Source organism: Chryseobacterium daecheongense (assembly GCA_027920525.1).
In the GTDB taxonomy this organism is placed as follows: domain Bacteria; phylum Bacteroidota; class Bacteroidia; order Flavobacteriales; family Weeksellaceae; genus Chryseobacterium; species Chryseobacterium proteolyticum.
In genome coordinates, this window is record CP115858.1 from 4,019,576 (window position 1) to 4,043,313 (window position 23,738).

Consider the following 23,738-nt stretch of genomic DNA (forward strand, 5'->3'; position numbering starts at 1 on the left):
ATGAAGCGAATATTATTTTCTGGTGTACTTTTATCCTCTTATTGTTTTTCTCAGGAAACAGATAGTTTAACTTTAAATCAAAATCAAAGGCCTGATTCTATTTCTGTTGCTAAAAAAGAGATCAAAACAAAGCTGATCGATGATGTGGTGGTGACAGGAACCATAAAACCTATCAGCAGATCCAAAAGCCCTGTAGCTGTAGAAATCTATAGCCAGAAGTTTTTCCAGAAAAATCCTACTCCGAATATTTTTGAAGCGATTTCAATGGTTAACGGAGTCCGCCCTCAGCTCAATTGCTCGGTTTGTAATACCGGAGATATCCATATCAACGGTCTTGAAGGTCCTTATACAATGATCCTTATTGACGGGATGCCTATTGTGAGCTCGTTATCTACTGTTTACGGGCTTAGTGGGATACCCAACAGCCTGGTCGACAGGATAGAAGTGGTAAAAGGTCCGGCTTCATCAATTTATGGATCTGAGGCTATGGGTGGAGTGATTAATATCATCACAAAGAATGCTTTAACAGCTCCTAAATTAAGTCTGGATGTAATGACAAGTACCTGGAGTGAAGATAATATAGATTTATCTACCAAATTTAACGTAGGTAAGAAAGCCGCCTCTTTATTGAGTTTGAACTATTTTAACTTTACCAAAAGAATAGACCAGAACAAAGATAATTTTACGGATGCCACACTACAGAACAGAATTTCTGTTTTCAACAAATGGAACTTCCAGAGAAAAGAGAACAGACTGGCAAGCTTAGCACTGAGGTATCTCTATGAAGATCGGTTCGGCGGTGAGATGCAGTGGACAAAGGCTGATAGGGGTGGTGACAAAATATATGGTGAAAGTATTTATACAAATAGGGTAGAAGCCTTAGGGGTATACCAATGGCCATTGAAAGAGCAGATCATTACCCAGTTTTCATACAATTATCATAACCAGGATTCGTTTTATGGTACCAATCCTTATGACGCACAACAGAAAGTTGCTTTTGTACAGACTTACTGGGATAGAAAATTCGGAAATCATGATCTGATCTTAGGAGTTACCTACAAGAGGACATTTTATGATGACAATACTCCGGGAACTTCGTCTGCAGACGGACTCATCAATCAACCTATGAAATCTCCTATTTTGGGTGCCTTCATCCAGGATCAGTGGGATTTGGATTCTAAAAACACAATATTACTGGGCTACAGGTATGATTACGATAAAATACATCATTCTGTTCATTCTCCCAGATTTGCATGGAAATTTTCTCCTAATCCCTACCACACGTTACGGTTTAATTTTGGAACCGGCTTTAGGGTAGTGAATTTATTTACCGAGGATCATGCTGCATTAACAGGTTCCCGTGAGGTTGTTATTAAATCTGATTTAAAGCCTGAAAAATCGATCAATGGAAATTTAAATTACATCTGGAAGATTCCTGTGGGTAATCGCCTGATTAACCTTGACGCTTCAGCTTTTTATACCTACTTCAGTAATAAGATCGTGGGTGATTTCGACACGGATCCTGATAAAATTATTTATGACAACCTTCATGGATATGGGATTTCTAAGGGAGTTTCTATGAATGTGGATTTCAGTTTCAGTTTTCCCTTAAGTGTCAATCTTGGGGTGACTTACCTTGAAGTATTTCAGAAACTGGATGATGGCAATTCTAAAGTTCAGCAGCTTCATGCACCGAAATGGAGTGGAACGTATAGTCTGACGTATAAATTTCCGAATGCTTTGACATTAGATTTTACCGGACAGTTCTACGGACCTATGCGTCTTCCGGTTCTTCCGGATGATTTCCGTCCGGAATATTCACCTTTTTATTCGTTAGCTAATATCCAGGTTTCAAAAGCATTTAAGTCAGGATTTGAAGTGTACTGCGGAATCAAGAATCTGTTCAACTTTACTCCAAAAGATCCTTTGATGAGACCTTTTGATCCGTTTGACCAGCATGTCAATGATCCTATTAATAATCCCAATAACTACAAGTTTGATACGGCATATGGTTACGCACCAATGCAGAGGATACGTGGATTTTTGGGAATAAGATATACTTTGAAATGAAAATATTGATTTTATTTTTAATGTTAGTGCCCTTCTTTGGTCTTTCTCAAAAGATGAGAGAGGGCACTTTTTCTGAACTTGAAACATTGCGGAATAATCAGAAAAAGCCTGTTATCATTCATTTGTATACCGGGTGGTGTGCTATTTGTAAAATCGAATCTTTCAATCTGAATAAAGATAAGGAGCTTGTCACTATAATTAATGATCATTTCTATTTTATCAATTTTGAAGCGGAAAAGACGAAAGAAAAAATCAACTTTGAAGGAAAAGAGTTTCATTATCTTCCTAATGGGAATTCCGGGATTCATGAACTGGCTTTAGCACTGTCTAAAAATAAAAGCCAGCCGGTTTATCCGCTCTGGATCATATTGGATGCCAACCAGAATTTGGTGTATTACCATGAAGGCGAATTTAAACCGGAAAAGATGAAGAAGAAACTTGAAGAAATTTCGGCTTTGTACAATTAAATTTCCCCGCCGAATTTATCTCAATCTGCGAGGAATTTTTATCGATTAAATAAGTTTTTAATTATGAAAAGGACGTTGATCCTTTAACGATTAAATTCTTACGTCTTTCAATTACTCTCCTCCATCAATCAAAACTGCCAACTGAATACAAGATTTATCGGAACGATTGCTCCATGCGTGATTTGTCCCCCTTTGGATAACAATATCTCCTGCTTTAAGAAGCGTTTCACCCTCCTCCATGATCAGATAAAGCTCACCTGAAAGAATAATGATGTAATCTAGTGTCTGCGTTCGGTGCATCATCGGATGAGGTTCTCCTGGTTTAAATTCAACACCCAGATTTTTATCAGGAGGTATAACCACATAGCGAAAGTAGGTGCCGTTTTTTGGTGTCTGAGGGAATCCTGTGTTTGGGATCGGGGCTTCAAAATCCATGCTTGCAGGAGTCTTTTGTGTATTCCAGAGATCTGAAATAATCAGTCCGGGTAAATGCTCTACCGTATTTTCTACTTCATGGTCTTCAATAATAGTTGACTTCCCATTTTGACTTCCCGTTACAATGCGTCTTGGTATTCTATTCATAACTTAATGGGTCATAATTAATTTATTCCCTCGGGTGAGGTTGTTTTTAAGCATCTGATGGGCTTTAAGAACGGTTTCCAGAGATAAGTTTCCAACGATCTTATATTTGGGCGGGACAATCAAGTGATCTTCAATGAGATTTGAGATTTTTGTTAAACTGTCTTTATAGTAATCGTAGTTCTTTGTCATACTGTAGGTGTAGTTAGAAATGTTCATAATAATATTTCCTTTATTAAAAAGGATTTCCTTGGCTTCTTTGCTAATTAGCGCAGTAACATCCACATACATTCCATGAACTTTCAGTACTTTGGCCGTCACTTCAGACATACCCTCACCCACAAGATCTACTCCAATATCGAAAGGCTGATTTCCATTCGCTTTGAGTAATTTTTCAGGAAGATGAGTTTCTTTATAGTTTACAATCTGATCATGGTGAAGACCCATCTCCAGCAATAGCATTCTGTTTTCTTCCGATCCTACCGTTGCAACCACATTTTTAAAGTGGTTAGCAATTAAGAGTTTGATAAAAAAAGATCCTACACCTCCAGTAGCACCTGTAACCAATACTGTGTCAGCAGGCTTCAACTGCAAGCGGTTAAAAGTCTGCAAAGCCGTCATCCCCACAGATGGAATAGTAGCAGCCTGTTCAAATGAAATGTTTTTAGGCTTTAAAACTACGATTGCTGCAGGGACGCTGATGTATTCGGCATAAGAACCATTGCTTCCCATGGAACCACTGCCACAGAATATTTCGTCTCCAATTTCAAATTCGGAAACATCGGATCCTTTTTCGACAATGATTCCGGAAAGCTCACGTCCTAAAACGGGGGAGCTTATCAATCTTTTCTCGAGTTCGTTTTCGAGCATCTGATAGTCGATTGGATTAAATCCGCTTGCTTTGATCTGAATCAGAACTTCATTATTTTTGGGTTGGGGCTTTTCAACCGTCCCATCTTCTAATCTGAAATCTTTATTAAGTATTACTGCTTTCATCATAATCAATTTATAAGACAAATGTAAAACAGGAATAGTTTATATTTGCTACTAGTTAACTATTGGTAACTAGTAACTTTAAGGATACTATTATGTCAAAAATTATAGAAAACGGAGTTGAGCGGGAAGCAACCTGTACTGAAGAATTATTCGCAATGCGGGATAGTCTGGATGTTTTAGGTGGAAAATGGAAATTGATGATCCTGCGTTATTTAACGAACCGTACGGCTCAGTTGATCCATTTTAAAAAGCTTCAGAGAGGAATCGATGGTATTTCTGCAAAAATGCTGAGCAAGGAATTGAAAGAACTGGAAATGAACTTACTCATTACGCGTACAATCCAGGATACCAAACCTATTACTGTAACCTATGCGGTTACTGATTACGGAAAATCGGTACTTCCTGTTACCGAAACTTTAGTAAATTGGGGAATTATCCACCGCGAGAAGATCAGACAGTCGATGGGGGATCAGAAATGATTAATTAAAGAATTGAAAAATTAAAAGATTGGACAATATCAGACTTTTTATGAAAAGTTATTTCAGAAGCACAGCAATAATTCCTAAAATAGCAGGTAATGCCTGAACAAAAAATATTTTTTTGGTAGCCGAAATAGCACCATAAATTCCTGCAATGGCAACACAGCCCAGGAAAAACAGAGCGATATTGGTTTGCCATTCAGCATCTTTAATAAAAAAAGTCCAGATAAGTCCCGCTGCAAGAAAACCGTTGTATAATCCTTGATTGGCAGCCAATCCTTTGGTAGGCTTGAACATTTCTGCAGGAAGTGCGGCTTTGAAAACTTCTTTTCCTTTTGTTTCCCATGCAAACATTTCCATCCAGAGAATATAAATATGTTCCAGTGCTACTACAGCAATCAAAATTTTTGCAACAATTTCCATGATTAATTATTTTGTAATTGTAAAACTAAAAAAATAAAGTTAAGTTTGACTACTAAATTGTAAAATGGATACTTTTAAAACACATCTTGACAAATTTATTACGATTAATGATGAAGATTATAGTTCTGTATTATCTTTTTTCCAGATCATGGAAGTTAAGAAGAAACAGAATCTGCTTGTTGAAGGTGAAGTTTGTAAATCCATGTATTTTGTTTTAAATGGCTGCCTCAGAAAATTTTTTGTGAATGAAAAGGGAGTCGAGCAAACAACTGAATTTGCGATTGAGAATTGGTGGATCACAGATACTTTTGCTTTTGAGAGACAGATTAAATCGGATTTTAGTATTCAATCTGTAGAACGATCAACAATTCTGGTAATTGACCTTGAAACCCAGGAACTTTTGTTGAAAAAGCATCCCGTCATGGAACGTTATTTCAGAATGATCTATCAACGGGCTTATGCGTCCTCTGAGAGAAGAATCCGTTATTTATATGAAATGTCAAGGGAAGAGCTTTATATTCATTTCAGCACACAATATCCTTGGTTTATTCAGCGTATTCCACAATATTTGATTGCTTCGTTTTTAGGTTTTACCCCAGAATATCTTAGTGAAATTAGAGCTAAGTTGCGTTCTTAAACCAGTTTAAGTTTTTTAAGATTTTAAAATCGGAATTTTGTCATGTTATTAAAAGCTAATACAATGACAAATATAAAAGAGCAATTCCCGCAATTATTTTTAAGAGTAGCGATTGCCGTGACAATGCTTTCAGCAGTGGCGGACCGTTTTGGTTTTTGGGGAAAAAATTCAGCCTGGGGGAACTGGGAGAATTTTGAGAAATACACCCGGAAATTAACTTTTTTTCTTCCTGAAGGGCTGAGTCAGTTTTCGGCTTATACCGCTACATTCTTTGAAATTGCTATTCCGTTGTTATTACTTGTGGGGTATAAAACCAGAATAGCAGCTTACGGAGCCGGATTTTTATTGCTCATTTTTGCTTTATCCATGACGATTGCTTTGGGGGCTAAAGCTCCTCTCGATTATTCAGTCTGGGTAGGAAGTGCAGGGGCATTTTTATTGGCAAGTCAACGACAATTTTCATTAAGTGCAGATCAATTAACCAAAAAAATATAAATATTATGAGTGCAAGAGTAAATATTGCAAAAACGGATGCAGCAGCTTATAAAGCTATGATGGGATTGGAAGGATATCTTCAGACCATTTCTTTAAATCCTATTCAAAAGGAGCTCATTAAAATCAGAGCTTCACAAATCAACGGTTGTGCCTTTTGTCTGGATATGCATACGAAAGATGCTGTGAAATATGGGGAAACTCCACAAAGGATATATCTTTTAAATGCGTGGAGAGAGGCTTTAGAACTGTTCACAGAAGAAGAACAAATCTTACTGGCAATGACAGAAGAAATTACCTTAATCAGCCATAAAGGATTGACGGAAGAAACATATCAAAAAGCAAAAACATTCTTTGATGATAATCAGATTGCCCAGATCATTATGGCGATTGTAACGATTAATGGATGGAACAGAATTGCCATAAGCACACATTTACCGATTATGAAATAATTTTTTGAAATTGTTTTATTTAACACCAAGAGCTTCTCATCATTGAGAAGCTCTTTTTAAAATCAGTTTACTGATCATTTCAAACTACAAATTCCGCTGAAGTATTAATAAATAGCGACAGGGTTGATATTTACTTGTGTTGATCCTTTATAAAATGGTTGCCCAAGGACGAACATGAATTCCCATATTTTTTCTTTTACCAAAGGACGGCTGTCAATCAGTTCCAGGTTGTAGATTCCTTTTTTTGCCAGCATAAACTGATTAATAGGAAATTCTTCTTTACTCTTGGGATTGGGGTAGACTTCGGAAGCCCACGTATCGCCGCCAAAAGCAACAATTCCCTGGTCGGCAAGCCATTGTGCTGCTTCCATACCAATACCGGGTTCAACTTCTAAAAACTGTTTGTTGTCTTTACCAATGAGCTCAAGCCATCCTGTGTTGAAAAGAACAACATCTCCTTTTCTGAGTGTGATTCCCTGTTTTTTCAATACTGCTTTGATATCGGATACTGTAAATTCCGTTCCTCCGGGAACGATGGATTTTCTGTAATGTTCGGTCATATCTAATACCACTCCGCGGGTTACAAATGGCGGAACTTTTTCAATACCCAGCTTTTTCACACCTTCTACAGTTACAAAATCAGCGGCTTTATTGCCATTGTAGTAGATATTATTGATACCAATGTGCCCGATTCCGTTAAGTTGTGTTCCAACGCCGGTCCAGCCATTAACCAGTTCGTCATTGAATGTGAATTTATTAGGACCCAAACTTTGGCCGGCCTGTTCCCCGGGTTGAATGTTATATAAATTAAAGCTTCTGTGACGGAAAGCAGGAAGGTTTTTATCAATAGCGACAGCCAGAGGTAATGTTTTACCTTGTTTTACAAGCGAAATGGCTGCTTTTACAACTTGCGATGTCAGGAGATTAGCGGCTCCTATTTCATCATTTACCCCGTATGTTGAGGGGTACCAGGATTGATCGTCAGGATTGATATACTGTTTTTGAGCTTTTACTATTGTGGTGTTAAAAGACAATAAAGCAGCCAACCCGAACAAAGTGATCAGATTATTTTTCATTTTCTATGATTTAGGATTAGAAAGAAGGGAAGTTAGAAGAGGGAAGTTTATTGAACCCTGTATGAATAAGTGATATTCAATTAGATGTAATGAGTATGCAGCTTCTCTCTTCCAACTTGTTTTATGTTAGATTCCGGTAAGGGCAGAATTAATCGTATCTAATTCTTCCCGAGAAAGTTCAAACGACATTGCCTTTGCGTTTTCAATGGCCTGCTGGGCATTTCGTGCTCCTGCCAATACAACACTGATAGCGGGTTGTAAACTGGTCCAGCGTAGGACTAACTGTGAAACGGAAGCATTTTTTTCTTGGGCAATTGTTTCCAAAGTTTCCAGAAAAGCTTTTACTTTTTCAAGATCAAACTGTGCAAAATATCCGTTACGGTGATCATCAGCCTTTAATTGCGCTTGTTTAAAATATTTACCCGTTAATAATCCTCTCTCCATTGGACTATACACTATAATTCCGGTATTGTTCTTTAAAGAGTAAGGTACTAAATCTTTTTCTATAGCTCTGTTCAGCATGCTGTATGATACCTGATTACTTGCCAGCTGAATCGTTTTAGAAGCTTCTTCCATTTGTTCCACAAGGTAATTGCTTACACCGGCAGTTCTTATTTTTCCCTGCTGTATCAACATTTCTAAAGCTTCCATGGTTTCACTGATAGGGGTCGAGTTATCCGGCCAGTGTAATTGTAAAAGATCAATATAATCGGTTCCTAAACGTTGTAAGCTTTCTTCTACTTCTTTAATGATGTTTTCTTTAGATGCAAATTTATATACAGGAAGTGTTTTACCATCTTTTTCTGCATTAAAAAAGAACTCACCTTTTCCCTGATTGCTGCCGTCCCATACTAAGCCAAACTTAGTTAATAGCTGGATCTTTGAACGGTCTTTTCCTTTGATTGCTTCCCCGATCATTTCCTCACTTAATCCGAAACCGTAAAAAGGTGCCGTATCAATAGAGGTTACTCCGTTATCTAAAGAAGCATGAATAGAGTTTATAGAATCTTGTTTTTCATTTCCGCCCCACATATTTCCACCGATGGCAAAAGCCCCGTGAGTAATTACTGATAATTCAAGGTCAGTATTACCTAGTTTTCTATATTCCATTTTGATTTAAAAATTGTTTGAAATTATTTGTTTAATTCTTTTAAAATAGCCTCACCAACAGCCTTTGCTGATTGAGGATTTTGTCCTGTAATCACTCTTTGATCTGTAACAACATGCGTCTGCCAAAGTGCTGATTTTTCAAATTTCGCTCCTCTTGCTTTGAGCTGGTCTTCCAGAAGGAAAGGAACAACATTCGTTAGTTTTACCTCAGATTCTTCCTCATTGGTAAAAGCATTGATCTTTTTACCATCAACAAGATATTTATCGTCTTTCAGTTTAATGTTGACCAAACCTGCGGGTCCATGACAAACTCCGGCAACAATTCCTCCATTTTCATAAATTTTTGAGGCAATGGAAGCTAATTCGGTATTATCTGCAAGATCCCACATTGCTCCATGACCTCCGGCATAAAAGATAGCTGAATAATCAGAAGGCTTTACTTCAGAAGGTTTTAGAGAATGATCAATTTTATTTTTGTATTCTTTGTTTTCCCAAAACTCTTTGTTCACCGGGTCTTTAAGATCAAAGCCATCTACTGGCGGTGTTCCTCCTTTAGGGCTTACAAAATCTATATCATAGCCTGCGCGATGAAGTACCTCCCATGGATGAGAAACCTCTCCTAAATAATATCCGGTACTCTCGCCGGTATCTCCTTTTTTGTCATGACTTGTTACGACAAATAAAATTTTCTTTTTCATATGAATTGATTTTTTGGTTTGTGACTGGACAAATCCTATCATGAATATGCTGAATATTACAATTGCAAGTTTTTTCATGGCTATAAAATGTTGGTTTTATAAATCTGTGGAACTTCCTGAAGTTTTTCATCAACCAGAGCTCCGAAAGCTTTAATATATGGCTGTTGATTGTGCTGGTCAAGCCCCGCTGCATTTTTCCATATTTCATAGAAAACAAATTCGTTTTGGTTCTCTATACCCTGATGCAGGCTGTAAAGTTCGCATGCTTCCTCTTTTCTCGTTTCTTTTACCATGTTCTGAAGAACTTCAAGTACTTCTGCACGGTGTTCTTCTTTTGCTTTTATAATCGCTGTTAAATATATTTTCATAATAATTGTATTTAAATAAAGTCTTCGATTGAATGATACTTTGGAGCCCAGCCCAGTTCTTTTTTTGCTTTGTCCGCATTACATAGGCTATTAGAGGCAAATCCAAAATAACCACCCGCAGGGCTAAACCGATCTACTGCCTCCTGTACGCTTAAAGATTGTGCAGGTTGCAACCCATATTTTGTACTGATGGTTTCAGCTATATTCCTGATATTGGATGAGCCGTTTTCTGCGTAATACAGGGAACCTGCTTTTGCATTTTCCAGAGCAAGTACATAGAGGTCTGCCAGATCTTCGATGTGGATATTTGACCAGATATTTTCTCCTTTCCCGAAATAAACGCCAAATCCCTTTTCTTTTGAGAATTGAGTCAGGGCAGGAATCTGAATGCTGTCTTTTTTGATCCCAAGACCTGTACCATATACCATTGTAGGGACAATAACAATACTTCTGATATTCTTTTGTGCAGATCTTAAAACGCAGTCATTGATCAGAACCCTGGAAGCCATTTCCAGCCTTGGGTTTAAAGGAATATCTTCAGTGAAAATAAAGTCACTTTTTTCTCCGTTTTCCTTTCCTCCCAAAATAGCTGAACCTGAAGTGAAAATAAATGTTTTTCCGGTTCCTTCCAGTGCATTGATAATGCTGTCCACAGCATAAGCATCATCTGCCGAATCGGCATTGTGAATGATTGCATCTGATTTTTCAATGGCAGCGCGGAGAAGGGCTTCATTATGGATGCTTCCGACGATGGTTTCAATTCCCGCAGACGCCAGTTCTTTAGCTTGGGTCTCGTTACGGACCAGACCTATTACTGTATAGTTTTTATCCTGTAATTTTTTAGCAATACTTCCTCCGATATAGCCTGTAATTCCAGTTATTAGTATTTTTTTCATGAGGCTAATTGTACTTTTAATTCTTTTTCGAAAACATTTTTAATATGATCCTGGTACCGTTTCATATCACGTTCTATATTGGCATTCTTTTCCACATCATGGAAGTGAAAGCTATCCATTTTCTGTAAAGAAACGAAAGCATTCATCCTGTGGAATCCAAATAATGGTCCGTTATCTACACTCGTTTCATTAAAAAACTCTCCGGGAAGAGTAAACGCAGTTTCTGGAGCATTCCAGCTGGTTGTTACCATATATTTTCTGCCACCGAGCATCCCTCCGGTTCCATAATTGATCTCTGGGTTTTCGGCTGTTCTCCCGTCGCTCAGATAAATGCCTTTAGCATGTCCGGCAGTGAAAACTTCATCAATGTATTTCTTAAATCCGTTCGGAAGCTGAAACCACCAGATCGGAGTGTGGTAAATTATATAATCGGCCCACACAAATTTCTGAACTTCTTCATTTTTGTCATATCCGTCTGCTATGTTGGTTACTTTAACTTCTACATTTTCAAAATTTTTTAATACTTCCAATGTATTATCAGCAACTGTTTTATTATATTTTCCTCCGGAATGTCCAAAGTTTTGTCCACCATTAATTATTAATACTTTTTTCATTGTTTTATGATTGTTTAAAATTTATGATGCAAAGTTAGGTTGTGTTTTACTATGATAAAAATAATATAAATTATAGTTTAATATCAGAATAATGATACATTAAATTTAAGGCAGTATGGTTGAATATCATATTCCTTCTGCACGCTATTTATTATTTTCTCATGTAATTTTGTTAGGTAAATTTGAGTGGTATATGATACAGATAGCCGTTTTTAGTGATGTACATGGTAATCTTCCGGCTTTAGAAGTGGTTTTACAGGATATAGATCAAAGAGGAATTACTCAAAAATTCTGTCTGGGTGACCTGGTGGACTTTGCACCGTGGGGAAATGAAGTAATTGAAAAGATCAGGAAGAACCATATTCCCTGTATACTGGGGAATCATGATGAAAGAATTGCTTTCGACCTGCCCGTAATTCCGCTAATCAAACATTCTGAAGAAGAAACAGTAGCCCGGTTTGAAGCTGTAGACCACTCCCGGAAATCTATTACGGATGAGAATAAATCCTTTTTGGCCGAGCTTCCTTTCCACATCAAATTAAACTATAAGACAGGAGGCAGATATTGGAATATCCAGCTGGTACATTCGTCTCTGAAAAGTAATGATACTTATCTCTACGAATATGAAGCTGATGAGGTGTTTAACGAAATGCTGAAGGATTCTGATTCGGATCTTATTCTGATGGGACACACTCATATCTCTTTCAAGAAGAAGATTTGTGAAAAATGGGCAATTAATACTGGTTCTGTGGGTCGATCAAAGGAAGAAAACAGATTAGCATCTTACGTAATTCTGACGTTGAATGAAAAAGAGGTAGTCCCTGAGATCATTCAACTGGAGTATCCGCTCGAAACGGTGGCTAAAAGTATTGAAGCCAGTGGAATTCCCAATTATTATGCATCTTTTCTGAGAAACGAAAAGGCGGTTAATTTTTAATCTAAATAATTCAAAGCTGTTTCAATTTTTTGAAACAGCTTTGAATGTGAGGATGTTTATTACTATTATTTTACTTCTTTTGATGCTCTGATGATCACCTCCGCCACTTCCTGTGGATGAGAAATAATTACAACATGGCTTCCTTTTATTTCTGTGATTTTTGCATGTCCTTTTTGGTACATTTTACGTTGAATAGAAGGAAGTATCGCCTCATCCTGTGTGGCAACGATACCATAAGATGGTTTTGTTTTCCATGGTGCTTTTGTTACTTTAGCGCCCAGAGCTGCTGCAGAAAAACGTCCTTGCGAAGCATACATGAAATCAGCTTGTTCTTTAGGTAGATCTGCACAAAATCCTGCGTGAAATTTCGCTTTGTCATAGTAAAGAAAGCCTTTTTCATCCGGAGGCAAAATTCCGCTCTTAGGAGATGCAGGTTCTGTTTTTGCCCAGTCTACAGCTGATTCACCCTCATCAAGCTGAAATGCCGCTACATAAACCAATGCTGCTACATTGGGATGATCTCCGGATTCAGTAATCACTGTTCCGCCATAGGAATGTCCCACAAGAATAGTTGGACCGTCCTGCTTGTCAAGTGCATCCTTTGTTGCCTGAACATCATCTGCCAACGAAGTTAGCGGGTTTTGTACCACGGTAACATTATATCCCTTTTTTGTAAGGATATCATAAACACCCCTGTAACCGGAACCATCTACGAATGCCCCATGCACCAGCACAATGTTTTTCACTACTTTAGATGATTGAGCTGATAAAGCAGATATTCCACCGAATAACATAAATAAAACAGCTAAGAAAGGTAAGAACCTTGATTGTTTTGAAATTGAAGTCTTTTTCATAAGTATATATTTTAAGGTTAAATTTTTTTGGTACGGACCAGAGCAATTGTCTGATTCCCTGCTAAGCTATCTGACTTTAGAATAACTTAACAGGGCAAAGATAGAGACGGTACGGGTTCGAAAAAATGGCTAAAAGTATATATTTATTGTACTTTTTTCCATCGGGGGGATTTTTTAATGAATGAAGATAACTTTTATGATGAAAAAGCAGCTATGATTGTAATTGAATGAAGATACTTCTTGGTATCCAATGACTTTAAGTCAAAAATTAAAAGTTAATATTTTTTCTGATCCGGCTAAGAGATTGTTGCGTTATTCCCAAGTAGGAAGCCACATCACTTAAGGGAACTTTAAGCATTAAGTCTGGGTGGTCGGAAATAAACTTGTGATAACGTATTGTGGCTTCTTCTCCCATTAAATGGTTTCTGGCTTTAATTTTTTCCATCAGGGTTTTTTGGGTAATATTTTCTATCAGATTCTTAAAGTGGGGTAGTTTCTCAAATAATTCATTCAGATTTTTCCTGGAAAATACCAAAACCCGCGCAGAAGTTGCAGCAATGATTTCTTCCCTTGAAATAACTTCATCTGTAAAACTGTATAGGATTGTACAAAATTTATTTTCTTTAATAAAAAAATGAATGACTTCGTTCCCTTTTTCATTAGTGGAGACGATCTTTAAAATACCATCCAGTACAAAGAACAGATCTTTTGCGATTTTTCCTTCCTGCAGGAGAATAGTTCCCACTCCCATTTCCTTTATTTCCATATATTGACATATCAGGTCAAAATCTTGTGTTGAAATTTCCCCGATAGAATTTAGAAATTGATGAAATGTCTGAATGTCCTTTTTCATGCCTGAATCAAGCCTTTACACAAAGGTATTACAATTATTGATGCAAAGTATAGTCAATTTCTATCTATTAGTATTCTGATTATTTTGTAGTTTTGTATCATAATTTAAATGATTTGATATGGTTAATTTAGAGTGGTACCGTACGTTTAAAGAGATCTACAAGACGGGAACGTTAACCGGAGCTGCGGAAAGTTTGTTCATTTCACAGCCTGGCGTAAGCCTGCATCTAAGCTCACTTGAGGCTTATGTGGGATATAAACTCTTTGACCGTACCGGAAGAAAAATGATTCCCACAGAAAGAGGGAAGGTGCTTTATAATGCTGTTTTTGAACCGCTTTTAAAGCTTGAGAATGTAGAGAAAAACTTTCAGAAGTCAACAGAAAAGCATACACCGACAATCAGTGTAGGGATGTGTTTTGAGACTTTTCAAACTACTTTGGAGCAATATGTTTCCACTTTACCTTTTAATTTGATCATAAGTTTCGGGGAGTATCCGGAGATGCTGGATCAGCTTGATAAAGGGATTCTTGATCTTATCATAACACCCAAAAAGGGATCATCACTCAATATTGAGCATGAAGCATTTTCATCCGAGCAGATTATTCTGGTCGGGGGTAAAGATGTAGATACCGATGCTTTTAAAAAGGTTCTTAAAACCAAAGATATTGATAAGATAGAAGAATGGCTTAAACAGGAGAAATGGTATGGGACAACAGGTGATATGGAACATTTATTCCAATTCTGGATCCTGAATTTTGGACATAAACCTAATTTCCGTCCCAATTATATCGTTCCTAATCTTAATTCTATTATCCGTTGTCTGAAAGGAGGGACAGGATTGGCTGTAGTTCCTGATTTTTTATGTAAAAACGAAATTGAAAGCGGAGATGTAAAATTGATCTGGGAAGGAGATAAAAAGCTGGAAAATACTTTATATTTCGGATGCCGGAAAAAAACAAGTTATCAGGCAGAGATCGGGCATATCAAGAAATTATTCAGAGAAGTGATGAGTTAAAAACTCTAAAACGACCATATCCCGCATCTGAATTCCATTTTCAAAAATAGGATCCGGATAGTTTTGAATAAAAAAGTCTTTGCGTATTGCTTTTTTCACAAAACCATTTTTCTCATAAAAGCGGATTTGACGGAAGCCTGTATCTGAAGTTCCTACTAATAGGGAATGAAAGTGATTCTTATTTGCTATTTCCTTCGCTTTATCAATTAAAAGACCTCCTATACCTTTTCCCTGATACGGGCTGCCAACTGCTATGTTTTTAATTTCCAATTCAGTATTACTAATCCGGTAAAGGGCCATTACGGCTATCGATCGGGACCTATGTTTAAAAACATACACATCACAATCAAATATGTATTTATGGATTGCTTCCACAGTTTCGTCAGCCAGCAGAAGCAATTCATAGGGCATCTCTGAAGAGACCCCAATCTTAATCAGTGTGAACGGATCCATTATATTGCCATATGGATAATAGGATAATTTTTTCCGGAGCCATCTTTTTCTGATCTTCCTACTCTTTTAAACCCCATTTTCTCATAAAAGCCAATCGCCTGGGGATTTTGCTCATTGACATCCAGCTTTGTAAAACCGATCTGATCTTTCATAAACTGATATAATTTTTTTCCGTATCCTTTTCCTCGGAAATCATCATGGATAAACAACATTTCAAGAGTATCACCGGCAACTGATGCAAATCCCTTTGCTTTATTATCTTCCGTTATCAGGTAAACATCTAAATGAGGCAGATAATCTCTAGGAATCACTTCCTGAAAATAATTAAAATCCTCTTCTGCAAGAAAATGATGGGTTGCTTTCACTGATGAAGCCCAGATTTCCATGATCCTGGAATAATCCTTTGATTCTGCCTTTATAATCTGATAGTCCATTATCTTAATTTTTGTGCAAAAATAAATAATTTTTAAATTTCATAAAGCAGGGATTTAAGGTGTAAAATTTCAATTTTTTGTTGCAAATTTGTTAGACTTTATGTTAAAAATTAAAATAAAGAATTATGCAGAAAAAAATGTACACAGGGCAGCCGGTTGTTACTTTAAATAACGGAATTGATATTCCGGCACTAGGATTCGGAGTATGGCAGATTGATGATCTGAAAGTTTGTGAAGATGCTGTGATCAAAGCTATTCAAACAGGCTACAGAATGATCGATACCGCATCTATATATCTTAATGAAAAGGCTGTGGGAAGCGCAGTGAGAAATAGTGGTGTGAATAGGGATGAGCTGTTCATTACCTCAAAACTTTGGGTGCAGGATCATGGGTATGAAAAAGCTAAAGCGGCATTTCAAAGAACACTGGACAGATTGCAACTGGATTACCTTGATATGTATCTTATTCACTGGCCTTTCGGGGATTTCTTAGGTGCGTGGAAAGCATTGGAAGAATTATATCATGAAGGAAAGATCAAAGCGATTGGAGTATGTAATTTTACAGTGGAAAAACTAGAAGAGTTAAAAGCGAATTCGACTGTTCTTCCGGTGATCAATCAGATTGAATTGCATCCTATTTTCCAGCAAAAAGAAATGGTAGCTTATGACCGTGAAAATAATATTGTAACGGAGCCATGGAGTCCGCTTGGAAACGGAAATGCTGAGCTTCTACAAAACCCTGAGCTAAAATCAATTGCAGAAAAATATTCCAAAACAGTAGCGCAGGTTATTTTGAGATGGCATCTACAGGAAGGTTTTGTTATTATTCCGAAATCCATTACTCCATCCAGAATTGAGGAGAATTTTAATGTGTTTGATTTCAGCTTAACAGAAGATGAAATGAATATCGTTCGCTCGCTGGATACGGGTAAAAGACTGTTCTTTGATCCGAAAGATCCTGAATGGGAGAAGAAAATGCTGAATTCTATAGCAGATATCTAATATAAGATCTATCAGTTCCCACAGCTCCTGAGGTTTTTACAGAAATAGTCTGTATGCTTGTGAGATCTGTGGGAATTGTTTTTTTAAAGTAGATATATCTACTGAGATGGAGCAGTATCTATTTTTTGTACTTTAAAATAAAATAATTTGTATGTTCTGGTCAAATACACTTATTGAAAAATTAAACGTAAAATATCCCGTTATTCAGGCCCCTATGTTCGGAGTAAGTACTCCTGAGATGACGGCGTCAGCTTCAAAGGTGGGTTGCTTGGGAACTCTGGCATTAGCTGATTTATCTGCGGAACAATCCGTTGAATTGATTAAGGCCACAAAAGAACTTGCTGACCAGCCATTTGCCGTTAACATTTTTACCCATGATATCCCTCCGATCACAGACTCCATACGACAGAAATACATAAAGACCAAAAACTTTATTGAAGAGCTTGCAGCAGAAAATAATCTGGAGGTCAGCCTTCCTGATCTCGAAGATCTTAAAGTGAACACTTATCACGAGCAAATTGACGCCATCATTGAAGAAGGATGTAAGATCCTGAGCTTTACATTTGGAAATCTTGACGATAATAGCATTCAGAAATTAAAAGAAAATGGAATAACCCTTATTGGAACGTGTACTTCAGTGGAAGAAGCTTTGATCCTGGAGAAATCTGGGATTGACATAATCTGTGTTCAGGGAATTGAGGCTGGAGGGCATAGGGGAACATTTGACGGAGATCGGATCCCGCAGATCGGAGGTCTATCTCTTTTATCACAGGTATTCGATCATGTGAAAGTTCCTTTGATTTATGCAGGCGGGATTTATAATGCAAGAACCATATTGGCGGCAAATGAACTTGGAGCAAAAGGGTTTCAGGTGGGCAGTATATTATTGGCTTCTCAGGAAAGCGCATTGCAGTCATTTGAGAAAGAAAGATTAAAGAAAGTAAGAGAAGACGAAATTCTTTTGACCAAAAGCTTCTCGGGACGTTATGCAAGAGGAATCAGAAATAGATTTATTGAAGCCCTTGAGAATTCTGACTATATTCTGCCTTACCCTTATCAAAACAAGCTGACAGGGATTTTAAGAAAAACGGCAAAACTTAAGGGTAATGTGGAGTTTGTGAATATATGGCTAGGGCAATCGGTTCATCCGTACAGTGAAGCATCCACTATGGATATTTTAAAAAGACTGATTCTTGATGTTGAAAAAATATCCTGAAAAATTGTCTATTTTTGCAGGCTTTAAGCCCAGCATATATGAAAAGAATATTTTTACCTTTAGCTTTATTGTCAATGCTTGCATGTGGTAGTGATAGTGAAACATTGGATACTATTGATCCCAATGTAGGAACAATAATCGGAAAGTGGTATATTGAAAAATCTGAATTGTACACTTCAAAAGATCATCAGACAAAAACCAATTTTTCTACAGATTGTCAGAAGAAAAGCACGCATGAGTTCAGGCAAACCAATATGACTTCAACAACTTATGCCCAGCAAAGTACTATGTGTATTCAGACTGATGTTGTTACCAGAAACTATACTTTTGATAAACCAACCGGTCAATTTTGGTATGAGGGGGAACAGGATTATCCATATTTCGTTACAAAACTTACTCAATCCGAAATGATCATGGAAGACCGTACCCAAGATATGGATGGCGATGGAATAAATGATGTGATCAGAAGGTTTTTTACCAGAATAAATTAAAAAAAGCTCCTTTCGGACGAAAGGAGCTTTTTTTGAAAATAAAGGTCGTTATTTGTTTATTCGTTGAACTCAATAATAAGCTGATCCATCGGGCTGCTGTTTGAATTGGTTACAGTTCCAGCCATATCATTCCATTTTCTTTCTCCACCAACCAGAATGTGTGTGGCTCCTTCTGTACCTCCGGCGTTATTAGGCTCTCCGGATGCGAACCAGTTTTCAGTTGTTGCCGGATTCGTGGACCAATTGATTCTGAACTCTTCCCCGGTGATCCATTGTAGCTGGTCGGGGTTCCCCGGTCTTCTGATCTTATTGAATCCTATCCAAATATTGTTGGCCAGATTATATCCAGTTCCGGATGCTACAATATTTGTATTTACCCATGCTCTTTCTGTATCACTGGGCATTGTTACAAGATAGCCTCCCATTTGCTTTCCAAAGTTAAACGCATTGAACCAGGTAATAGGTTGAGAAATCTGGTACGCACAATAGGTATGGTTATTAACAGCCCATTTTTTACATCCGAGTTCTGTAGCTGTTCCCCCTCCCGGAACTGGTCCTGGCGGAATTTGTCTTTTGGAGACAGGCTGGGGATCATATCCCAGAATCGTGGAATTGAAACCTGATGATCCACCACCGTTCAATTCATTTCTCGAAATTTTTCTTACATTCCCGGCTGCATCTGCCGAGAGAATAACATCCGTTTCAGTTCCCTGATTTAAAGTTCGAACCCTTAGCTCTCCATTTACATCAAGAGTTTTTGTGGGTTGGGTTGTATTAATCCCTACTTGTGCTGATATGGCCATAGGCAATACCATAAAAAACAGTAATTTCTTTTTCATTGCTGTGTATTATTTGATATAAAAGTAATTAAAAATATTCAAGTTATCAAGAGGAATATTGTTTTAATTTACTGTAAATCATTGATATATGATTTTTGTTTTGTGTTTTTTTTATTACTGATTATATAATTTGTTTGAAATTATTTTTTATAATTTCATTGCATCTTAATTATTGTAATTGAAAATATTGCCACTTAGAATAATTTTTAATCTAACCTTAGAAATTTTTCAATATCTAAACTGATGAAAATTTCTCGTTGGAGTTTACTATTTTATTTCCAAGAATAAAAAAGCTTCCCTCTTTTAAAGAGGGAAGCTTTTTTATAGGTACATGAATAATGTAATTTTCTATTTTGTGAGATCTAATCCACCAAAGTTACCCGAACTCATCATTAGGAAAACACCTTGCTTTTTATCCAGAATATCCCAATACGCATGAAGCTCCTCTGCATTGGTAAATACTTTTAAATGGTCGTTTTTAAATTTTTCTTTAATGAGATCAGGAGATATCGGGTCCATTCTTTTAATCTTTAAAGCATCTTCAGAATAGAATACAATAGCCGCATCCAGGCCATCCATGGCATGATCATATTGCTCTAAAAAAGCAGGATTTAAACTTGAATAGGTGTGCAGTTCAAGGAATCCGTATTTTTTCTCTCCTTTAAACTGTTCATTAAAAGCTTTTACCGCAGCTTTTACTTTACTTGGAGCGTGGGCAAAATCCTTGTAAAGAATGGCTTTATCTTCTCTTTCTACTTTTTCAAGACGTTTTGAGGCTCCTTTAAAGCTCATAATTGCTTCGTAGAAGTCTTCATCCATAATACCTAGCTGACGGCAGATGTGTCTGGCCCCTTCCAGGTTCAGAAGGTTATGGGCTCCGAAAACAGAAAGTGGGATATCTCCCATTTCAGTTTTTAACAGGACCTGCCCATTACTGATCTCATACTCCGGAGTTTTATAGGGTATTTTTCTGAAATAATTTTCCGCATTGTCCACTACTTTTACCACTTCCGGATCTTCTTCATTGTATACTAATACACCACCAGGAGTGATGCTGGCTACAAATTTTCTGAATTGTTCTATATAATCATCGAATGTTTTGAACACATTGATGTGATCCCAGGCAATTCCGCTTAAAAGAGCGATGTTGGGCTGATATAATAAAAATTTAGAACGCAGGTCGATAGGGGACGAAAGATATTCGTCACCTTCCAATACCATAAAATCGTTATCAGGAGTTAATTTCACCATACAGTCGAAGCCTTCCAATTGTGCTCCTACCATAAAGTCCACCTCTTTCTGATGAAAATTAAGGACATGCAGAATCATGGAAGTAATGGTGGTCTTCCCATGTGATCCTGCAATAACTACTCTTGTTTTATCTTTAGACTGTTCGTAAAGAAATTCAGGATAAGAGTATATTTTCAGGCCTAATTCTTTTGCTTTTGCCAATTCAGGGTTATCCTGATGAGCATGCATCCCCAAAATGACTGCATCAAGATCTGAAGTGATCTTTTCGGGGAACCAACCCATTTCCTGAGGAAGTATTCCTTTGTTTTCAAGTCTTGATTTTGACGGTTCAAAAATGGCATCATCAGAGCCTGTCACCTGATATCCTTTATCTTTTAGTGCTATGGCAAGATTATGCATGGCACTTCCTCCGATCGCAATGAAATGGGTCTTCAATTGTATTTATTATTTTTTAACATTATTATTAATGATCTCCTGAAATGCATTGGTAATATTCGTCCAATTGGTCCTGAAATTCGGCATAATCAGGCTGGCATCCGTTTTACTTCCTTCATTAGGGCCTTTCTTTACATTAATAGAAGTCGTTACGTTATCATACAGTTTTTTGTGATCTTCCTGTATCCTTCTGAAGTTATTCTGAGACAAAATGTTATTGAGTTTCTTCAGGTCTTCATCCGAAACCTTAAAATCCTGTTTGATCTTTTTTCCTTCGCCCTCAAAAGAATAGTGTGCAGTATTATCTTTTATAAGCAGGTTTTCATAAGCAGGAGCGTAGCCTCCGCTTTTGGAATAGCTAATGTCGAAATTTGAATATACTTTTTGACTGTTGCATGAAACTAATACTATGATTGCGAATAAGATCTCTATTATTCTTTTCATATGTAATTTACCTTTTTTAATTATCTGAATCTTTCTTCTCTAGTTTTTTAGCTTTTAATTCTTCATCATACTGGTGCAGCAGATTGAAGTCCTCCGTTTGCTCTATGGCAGTCATGATTTTTAATAAAATTTCATGTGCATTTTCTTTATCATAATCAATATCCAGAGGTGCCTTAAACTCCATGGTAGGTTTTACACCGGTAACCTTTACCCGTAATCCTTTTTTATCAAAGGCTCTTCTGAAACCATTGATCTTGATAGGAATTACAATCGGGCGCTGGTTTTTTACCAGTTTTGCTGTTCCTCTACGGCCCTGTGCAAAAGCGGAAGTAGTACCCTGAGGGAAGGTGGCTACCCAGCCGTTATCAAGAGCCTTCATTATATTATCAACCTCTGTGAGGTCTACCATTCTGTTTACATTTTTTCCTTCCGCACGCCATGTTCTCTTTACCGTAACAGCACCTGCAATTTTAAAAATTTTAGGAAGAATTCCTTTGTTCATGGTTTCTTCTGCTGCCACATAGTAGAAATCAATCTTTGGATTGAGGAGATAGATCGGATTTTTAATGGTATTTAAATAGCCATTATTTACAGCACAGAATGCGTGGTACATTGCTGCAACATCTGCAAAATAAGTCTGATGGTTAGATACAAACAACACATTGGAATCGGGCAGATCAACAAGGTGTTCAGTACCGGTTATTTTTAGCTTATTAAAACCATTGAATCTTCTGTAAGAAACAAATCCTAAAATAAAAATAACTAACCTTTTCAAAAAGTAAGGTGTCCCGAATGCATCGGTGAAAATATTTTTCTTCGCCATCTCTCAATTAAACACGGTTGTGCAAAGTTACATTTTTTTCAGCAACTGACTGAATTCACTTAATATCATTGCTGTAGCTCCCCATATGATATATCCATTGAAATTAATGACCGGAACTTCATGTCCTCCGGCACTTGGCAGAGCCATAATTTCAGGCTGGTCGGGAAGATTTAAAAACGAAGTAATAGGAAATTCTATGGTTTCTACTGCTTCACTTTGTTGTAAAACGAAAGTGGGGTTCTTTTTTGTATATGAAATATAGGTATATACGTAAAAATTACTTGGAGGAATATAAATAGGGGACATCTCTCTTATGATCCTTACGTAATGTTTATCTATTCCTATTTCTTCTGAAGTTTCACGAATAGCAGTGTCGGCAAAATCCCGGTCCATTTCTTCGCGCTTTCCGCCAGGAAGTGATATTTGACCACTGTGCCTGTCGTGCTCATTAATGGTCCTTTGAATCAGAGGGAAATACCATTCATCATCTTTTAAATATAAAACAATATTTACTGCCGCGAATTTTGGATTTTTCTTTAAGATTTCATCGTGGTTGAAAACAGGACGATAAGGTGGAGAAAATACGCCGTGAGCATTCTCTCCTGGTAATTCCACACTTTTAATTTTTCTTAATAAATCTTTTCCAAAACTTTCCATAGCTCAAATTTAGCAATATATCCTGAAGAATGGAATAGCCATTAACATTAATTAACCATATGGTTTTGAAAAATTAAAGATGAAAAAATTAAAGATACCGGACGCGAATAGGCTATTGATGCTGCTAAATTCATCCTTGTTTAACCTGTACTGTCGGGCTGTGCTTTACTTTGAAATTAACTGAGTTGGCAATGAAACAAAATTCATTAGCTTTTTGATGAAGTTCCACCGCTTTTTCAATCATGGATTCATCCGTCACGATTATTTCAGGGTGTAGTGTTACTTCTGTAAAATGGCCGCTTCCATTGGCGGTTTCTGCCATGATTCCGGTTGCTTTATCTGTGTATTCAGTTAGGATAACTCCCGCTTCCGAACAAAAATGGAGATACCATAACATATGGCATGAAGATAAGGATGCTAAAAAAAGCTCTTCAGGATTATGTTTGGTCTTATCACCCCTAAATGCCGGATCAGAAGACCCATCAATAGTAACTTTATTTTCTATTGAGATGGTATAGCTTCTGTCGTAATTCCGGTAGCCGCTGGTACCTGTTCCTTTATTTCCGGTCCATTCAATGGAAGTGGAGTAGTGGTGTTCCTTGTTCATGTTTTTTGTGTTTATTAAAACAGGTACTAATTTAAATAAAAAAACCTCCAGAAAACTGGAGGTTGTAATTT

The 23,738-nt window shown here is 37.1% G+C and carries 30 protein-coding genes; 11 read left to right on the forward strand and 19 right to left on the reverse strand.

What is annotated here, in order from left to right; translation table 11 throughout:
- Both PFY10_17985 and PFY10_17990 read left to right on the forward strand, forming a co-directional pair.
- Entirely contained in the window at positions 1 to 2,070 is a 2,070-nt protein-coding gene (locus PFY10_17985) for a TonB-dependent receptor (protein ID WBV56091.1), read from the forward strand.
- Complete coding sequence (locus PFY10_17990) at positions 2,067 to 2,537, forward strand: thiol:disulfide interchange protein (protein ID WBV56092.1); 471 nt, start codon at positions 2,067 to 2,069, stop codon at positions 2,535 to 2,537. Before PFY10_17985 ends, PFY10_17990 begins: the two co-directional genes overlap by 4 nt.
- A gap of 111 nt (positions 2,538 to 2,648) precedes the next feature.
- On the opposite strand, the gene PFY10_17995 is transcribed toward PFY10_17990, so the two are convergent.
- Both PFY10_17995 and PFY10_18000 read right to left on the reverse strand, forming a co-directional pair.
- Complete coding sequence (locus tag PFY10_17995; GenBank protein WBV56093.1) at positions 2,649 to 3,119, reverse strand: cupin domain-containing protein; 471 nt, start codon at positions 3,117 to 3,119, stop codon at positions 2,649 to 2,651.
- Positions 3,120 to 3,122: 3 nt separating this feature from the next.
- A complete protein-coding gene (locus tag PFY10_18000) occupies positions 3,123 to 4,112 on the reverse strand; it encodes an NADP-dependent oxidoreductase (protein WBV56094.1) in 990 nt (329 codons plus the stop codon).
- 92 nt (positions 4,113 to 4,204) lie between these two features.
- Between PFY10_18000 and PFY10_18005 the strand changes: the two genes are divergently transcribed.
- Positions 4,205 to 4,591 (forward strand): helix-turn-helix domain-containing protein, encoded by a 387-nt coding sequence (locus PFY10_18005; protein WBV56095.1) that lies wholly within the window; start codon positions 4,205 to 4,207, stop codon positions 4,589 to 4,591.
- Positions 4,592 to 4,648: 57 nt separating this feature from the next.
- Here PFY10_18005 and PFY10_18010 read toward each other — a convergent pair whose 3' ends face one another.
- On the reverse strand, positions 4,649 to 5,014 hold the full coding sequence (locus tag PFY10_18010; protein ID WBV56096.1) for a DUF1304 domain-containing protein: 366 nt from the start codon (positions 5,012 to 5,014) through the stop codon (positions 4,649 to 4,651).
- A gap of 64 nt (positions 5,015 to 5,078) precedes the next feature.
- Between PFY10_18010 and PFY10_18015 the strand changes: the two genes are divergently transcribed.
- The 3 genes from PFY10_18015 (at position 5,079) to PFY10_18025 (ending at position 6,595) form a co-directional block, all read left to right on the forward strand.
- Entirely contained in the window at positions 5,079 to 5,651 is a 573-nt protein-coding gene (locus PFY10_18015) for a Crp/Fnr family transcriptional regulator (protein WBV56097.1), read from the forward strand.
- A 63-nt stretch (positions 5,652 to 5,714) separates the two neighbouring features.
- A complete protein-coding gene (locus tag PFY10_18020; protein ID WBV56098.1) occupies positions 5,715 to 6,146 on the forward strand; it encodes a DoxX family membrane protein in 432 nt (143 codons plus the stop codon).
- Positions 6,147 to 6,151: 5 nt separating this feature from the next.
- On the forward strand, positions 6,152 to 6,595 hold the full coding sequence (locus PFY10_18025; GenBank protein WBV56099.1) for a carboxymuconolactone decarboxylase family protein: 444 nt from the start codon (positions 6,152 to 6,154) through the stop codon (positions 6,593 to 6,595).
- Positions 6,596 to 6,699: 104 nt separating this feature from the next.
- Here the strand turns inward: PFY10_18025 and PFY10_18030 are convergent, their stop codons facing one another.
- The 6 genes from PFY10_18030 to PFY10_18055 all read right to left on the reverse strand — a co-directional run bounded on the left by PFY10_18030 (position 6,700) and on the right by PFY10_18055 (position 11,357).
- Positions 6,700 to 7,671, reverse strand: a complete 972-nt coding sequence (locus PFY10_18030) for a cyclase family protein (protein ID WBV56100.1) — start codon at positions 7,669 to 7,671, stop codon at positions 6,700 to 6,702.
- Between the two features lie 126 nt (positions 7,672 to 7,797).
- Positions 7,798 to 8,781: an aldo/keto reductase gene (locus PFY10_18035; protein WBV56101.1), complete on the reverse strand. Its 984-nt coding sequence runs from the start codon at positions 8,779 to 8,781 to the stop codon at positions 7,798 to 7,800.
- A gap of 23 nt (positions 8,782 to 8,804) precedes the next feature.
- Positions 8,805 to 9,479 carry a type 1 glutamine amidotransferase domain-containing protein gene (locus PFY10_18040; GenBank protein ID WBV56102.1) on the reverse strand — a complete coding sequence of 225 codons (675 nt, stop codon included), beginning with the start codon at positions 9,477 to 9,479 and terminating at the stop codon, positions 8,805 to 8,807.
- Positions 9,480 to 9,559: 80 nt separating this feature from the next.
- Entirely contained in the window at positions 9,560 to 9,847 is a 288-nt protein-coding gene (locus PFY10_18045) for a putative quinol monooxygenase (protein WBV56103.1), read from the reverse strand.
- Positions 9,848 to 9,858: 11 nt separating this feature from the next.
- Positions 9,859 to 10,743: an NAD-dependent epimerase/dehydratase family protein gene (locus tag PFY10_18050; protein WBV56104.1), complete on the reverse strand. Its 885-nt coding sequence runs from the start codon at positions 10,741 to 10,743 to the stop codon at positions 9,859 to 9,861.
- Positions 10,740 to 11,357, reverse strand: coding sequence for an NAD(P)H-dependent oxidoreductase (locus PFY10_18055; protein WBV56105.1), 618 nt, complete (start codon positions 11,355 to 11,357; stop codon positions 10,740 to 10,742). Before PFY10_18055 ends, PFY10_18050 begins: the two co-directional genes overlap by 4 nt.
- 193 nt (positions 11,358 to 11,550) lie before the next feature.
- On the opposite strand from PFY10_18055, the gene PFY10_18060 reads away from it, so the two are divergent.
- Positions 11,551 to 12,294, forward strand: coding sequence for a metallophosphoesterase (locus PFY10_18060; protein WBV56106.1), 744 nt, complete (start codon positions 11,551 to 11,553; stop codon positions 12,292 to 12,294).
- 65 nt (positions 12,295 to 12,359) lie between these two features.
- Here PFY10_18060 and PFY10_18065 read toward each other — a convergent pair whose 3' ends face one another.
- Positions 12,360 to 13,148 (reverse strand): alpha/beta hydrolase, encoded by a 789-nt coding sequence (locus tag PFY10_18065; protein WBV56107.1) that lies wholly within the window; start codon positions 13,146 to 13,148, stop codon positions 12,360 to 12,362.
- Between the two features lie 268 nt (positions 13,149 to 13,416).
- Positions 13,417 to 14,001 (reverse strand): Crp/Fnr family transcriptional regulator, encoded by a 585-nt coding sequence (locus PFY10_18070; GenBank protein WBV56108.1) that lies wholly within the window; start codon positions 13,999 to 14,001, stop codon positions 13,417 to 13,419.
- Positions 14,002 to 14,119: 118 nt separating this feature from the next.
- Here PFY10_18070 and PFY10_18075 point away from each other — a divergent pair, with 118 nt between their 5' ends.
- Positions 14,120 to 15,016 (forward strand): LysR family transcriptional regulator, encoded by an 897-nt coding sequence (locus PFY10_18075; GenBank protein WBV56109.1) that lies wholly within the window; start codon positions 14,120 to 14,122, stop codon positions 15,014 to 15,016.
- Here PFY10_18075 and PFY10_18080 read toward each other — a convergent pair.
- Positions 14,993 to 15,469, reverse strand: a complete 477-nt coding sequence (locus tag PFY10_18080; GenBank protein ID WBV56110.1) for a GNAT family N-acetyltransferase — start codon at positions 15,467 to 15,469, stop codon at positions 14,993 to 14,995. The two genes, PFY10_18075 and PFY10_18080, sit on opposite strands and share 24 nt — an antisense overlap.
- Positions 15,469 to 15,903, reverse strand: coding sequence for a GNAT family N-acetyltransferase (locus PFY10_18085; protein WBV56111.1), 435 nt, complete (start codon positions 15,901 to 15,903; stop codon positions 15,469 to 15,471). Before PFY10_18085 ends, PFY10_18080 begins: the two co-directional genes overlap by 1 nt.
- Before the next feature lie 125 nt (positions 15,904 to 16,028).
- On the opposite strand from PFY10_18085, the gene PFY10_18090 reads away from it, so the two are divergent.
- The 3 genes from PFY10_18090 to PFY10_18100 all read left to right on the forward strand — a co-directional run bounded on the left by PFY10_18090 (position 16,029) and on the right by PFY10_18100 (position 18,611).
- Entirely contained in the window at positions 16,029 to 16,904 is an 876-nt protein-coding gene (locus PFY10_18090) for an aldo/keto reductase (protein WBV56112.1), read from the forward strand.
- A gap of 151 nt (positions 16,905 to 17,055) precedes the next feature.
- Positions 17,056 to 18,120 (forward strand): nitronate monooxygenase, encoded by a 1,065-nt coding sequence (locus PFY10_18095; protein WBV56113.1) that lies wholly within the window; start codon positions 17,056 to 17,058, stop codon positions 18,118 to 18,120.
- Between the two features lie 38 nt (positions 18,121 to 18,158).
- Positions 18,159 to 18,611 carry a lipocalin family protein gene (locus PFY10_18100; GenBank protein ID WBV56114.1) on the forward strand — a complete coding sequence of 151 codons (453 nt, stop codon included), beginning with the start codon at positions 18,159 to 18,161 and terminating at the stop codon, positions 18,609 to 18,611.
- Between the two features lie 56 nt (positions 18,612 to 18,667).
- Here PFY10_18100 and PFY10_18105 read toward each other — a convergent pair whose 3' ends face one another.
- From PFY10_18105 to PFY10_18130, 6 genes are all read right to left on the reverse strand, one after another.
- Positions 18,668 to 19,450, reverse strand: coding sequence for a C-type lectin domain-containing protein (locus PFY10_18105; GenBank protein ID WBV56115.1), 783 nt, complete (start codon positions 19,448 to 19,450; stop codon positions 18,668 to 18,670).
- A 348-nt stretch (positions 19,451 to 19,798) separates the two neighbouring features.
- On the reverse strand, positions 19,799 to 21,136 hold the full coding sequence (locus PFY10_18110) for a Mur ligase family protein (GenBank protein WBV56116.1): 1,338 nt from the start codon (positions 21,134 to 21,136) through the stop codon (positions 19,799 to 19,801).
- A gap of 9 nt (positions 21,137 to 21,145) precedes the next feature.
- Positions 21,146 to 21,580: a hypothetical protein gene (locus PFY10_18115; protein WBV56117.1), complete on the reverse strand. Its 435-nt coding sequence runs from the start codon at positions 21,578 to 21,580 to the stop codon at positions 21,146 to 21,148.
- 16 nt (positions 21,581 to 21,596) lie between these two features.
- The gene (locus PFY10_18120; protein WBV56118.1) at positions 21,597 to 22,403 is read right to left on the reverse strand and encodes a lysophospholipid acyltransferase family protein; all 807 of its coding nucleotides are present in this window, start codon (positions 22,401 to 22,403) and stop codon (positions 21,597 to 21,599) included.
- A 27-nt stretch (positions 22,404 to 22,430) separates the two neighbouring features.
- Positions 22,431 to 23,060: a CoA pyrophosphatase gene (locus PFY10_18125; protein WBV56119.1), complete on the reverse strand. Its 630-nt coding sequence runs from the start codon at positions 23,058 to 23,060 to the stop codon at positions 22,431 to 22,433.
- Positions 23,061 to 23,190: 130 nt separating this feature from the next.
- Complete coding sequence (locus tag PFY10_18130) at positions 23,191 to 23,667, reverse strand: OsmC family protein (protein ID WBV56120.1); 477 nt, start codon at positions 23,665 to 23,667, stop codon at positions 23,191 to 23,193.
- Between the last annotated feature and the right edge of the window lie 71 nt (positions 23,668 to 23,738).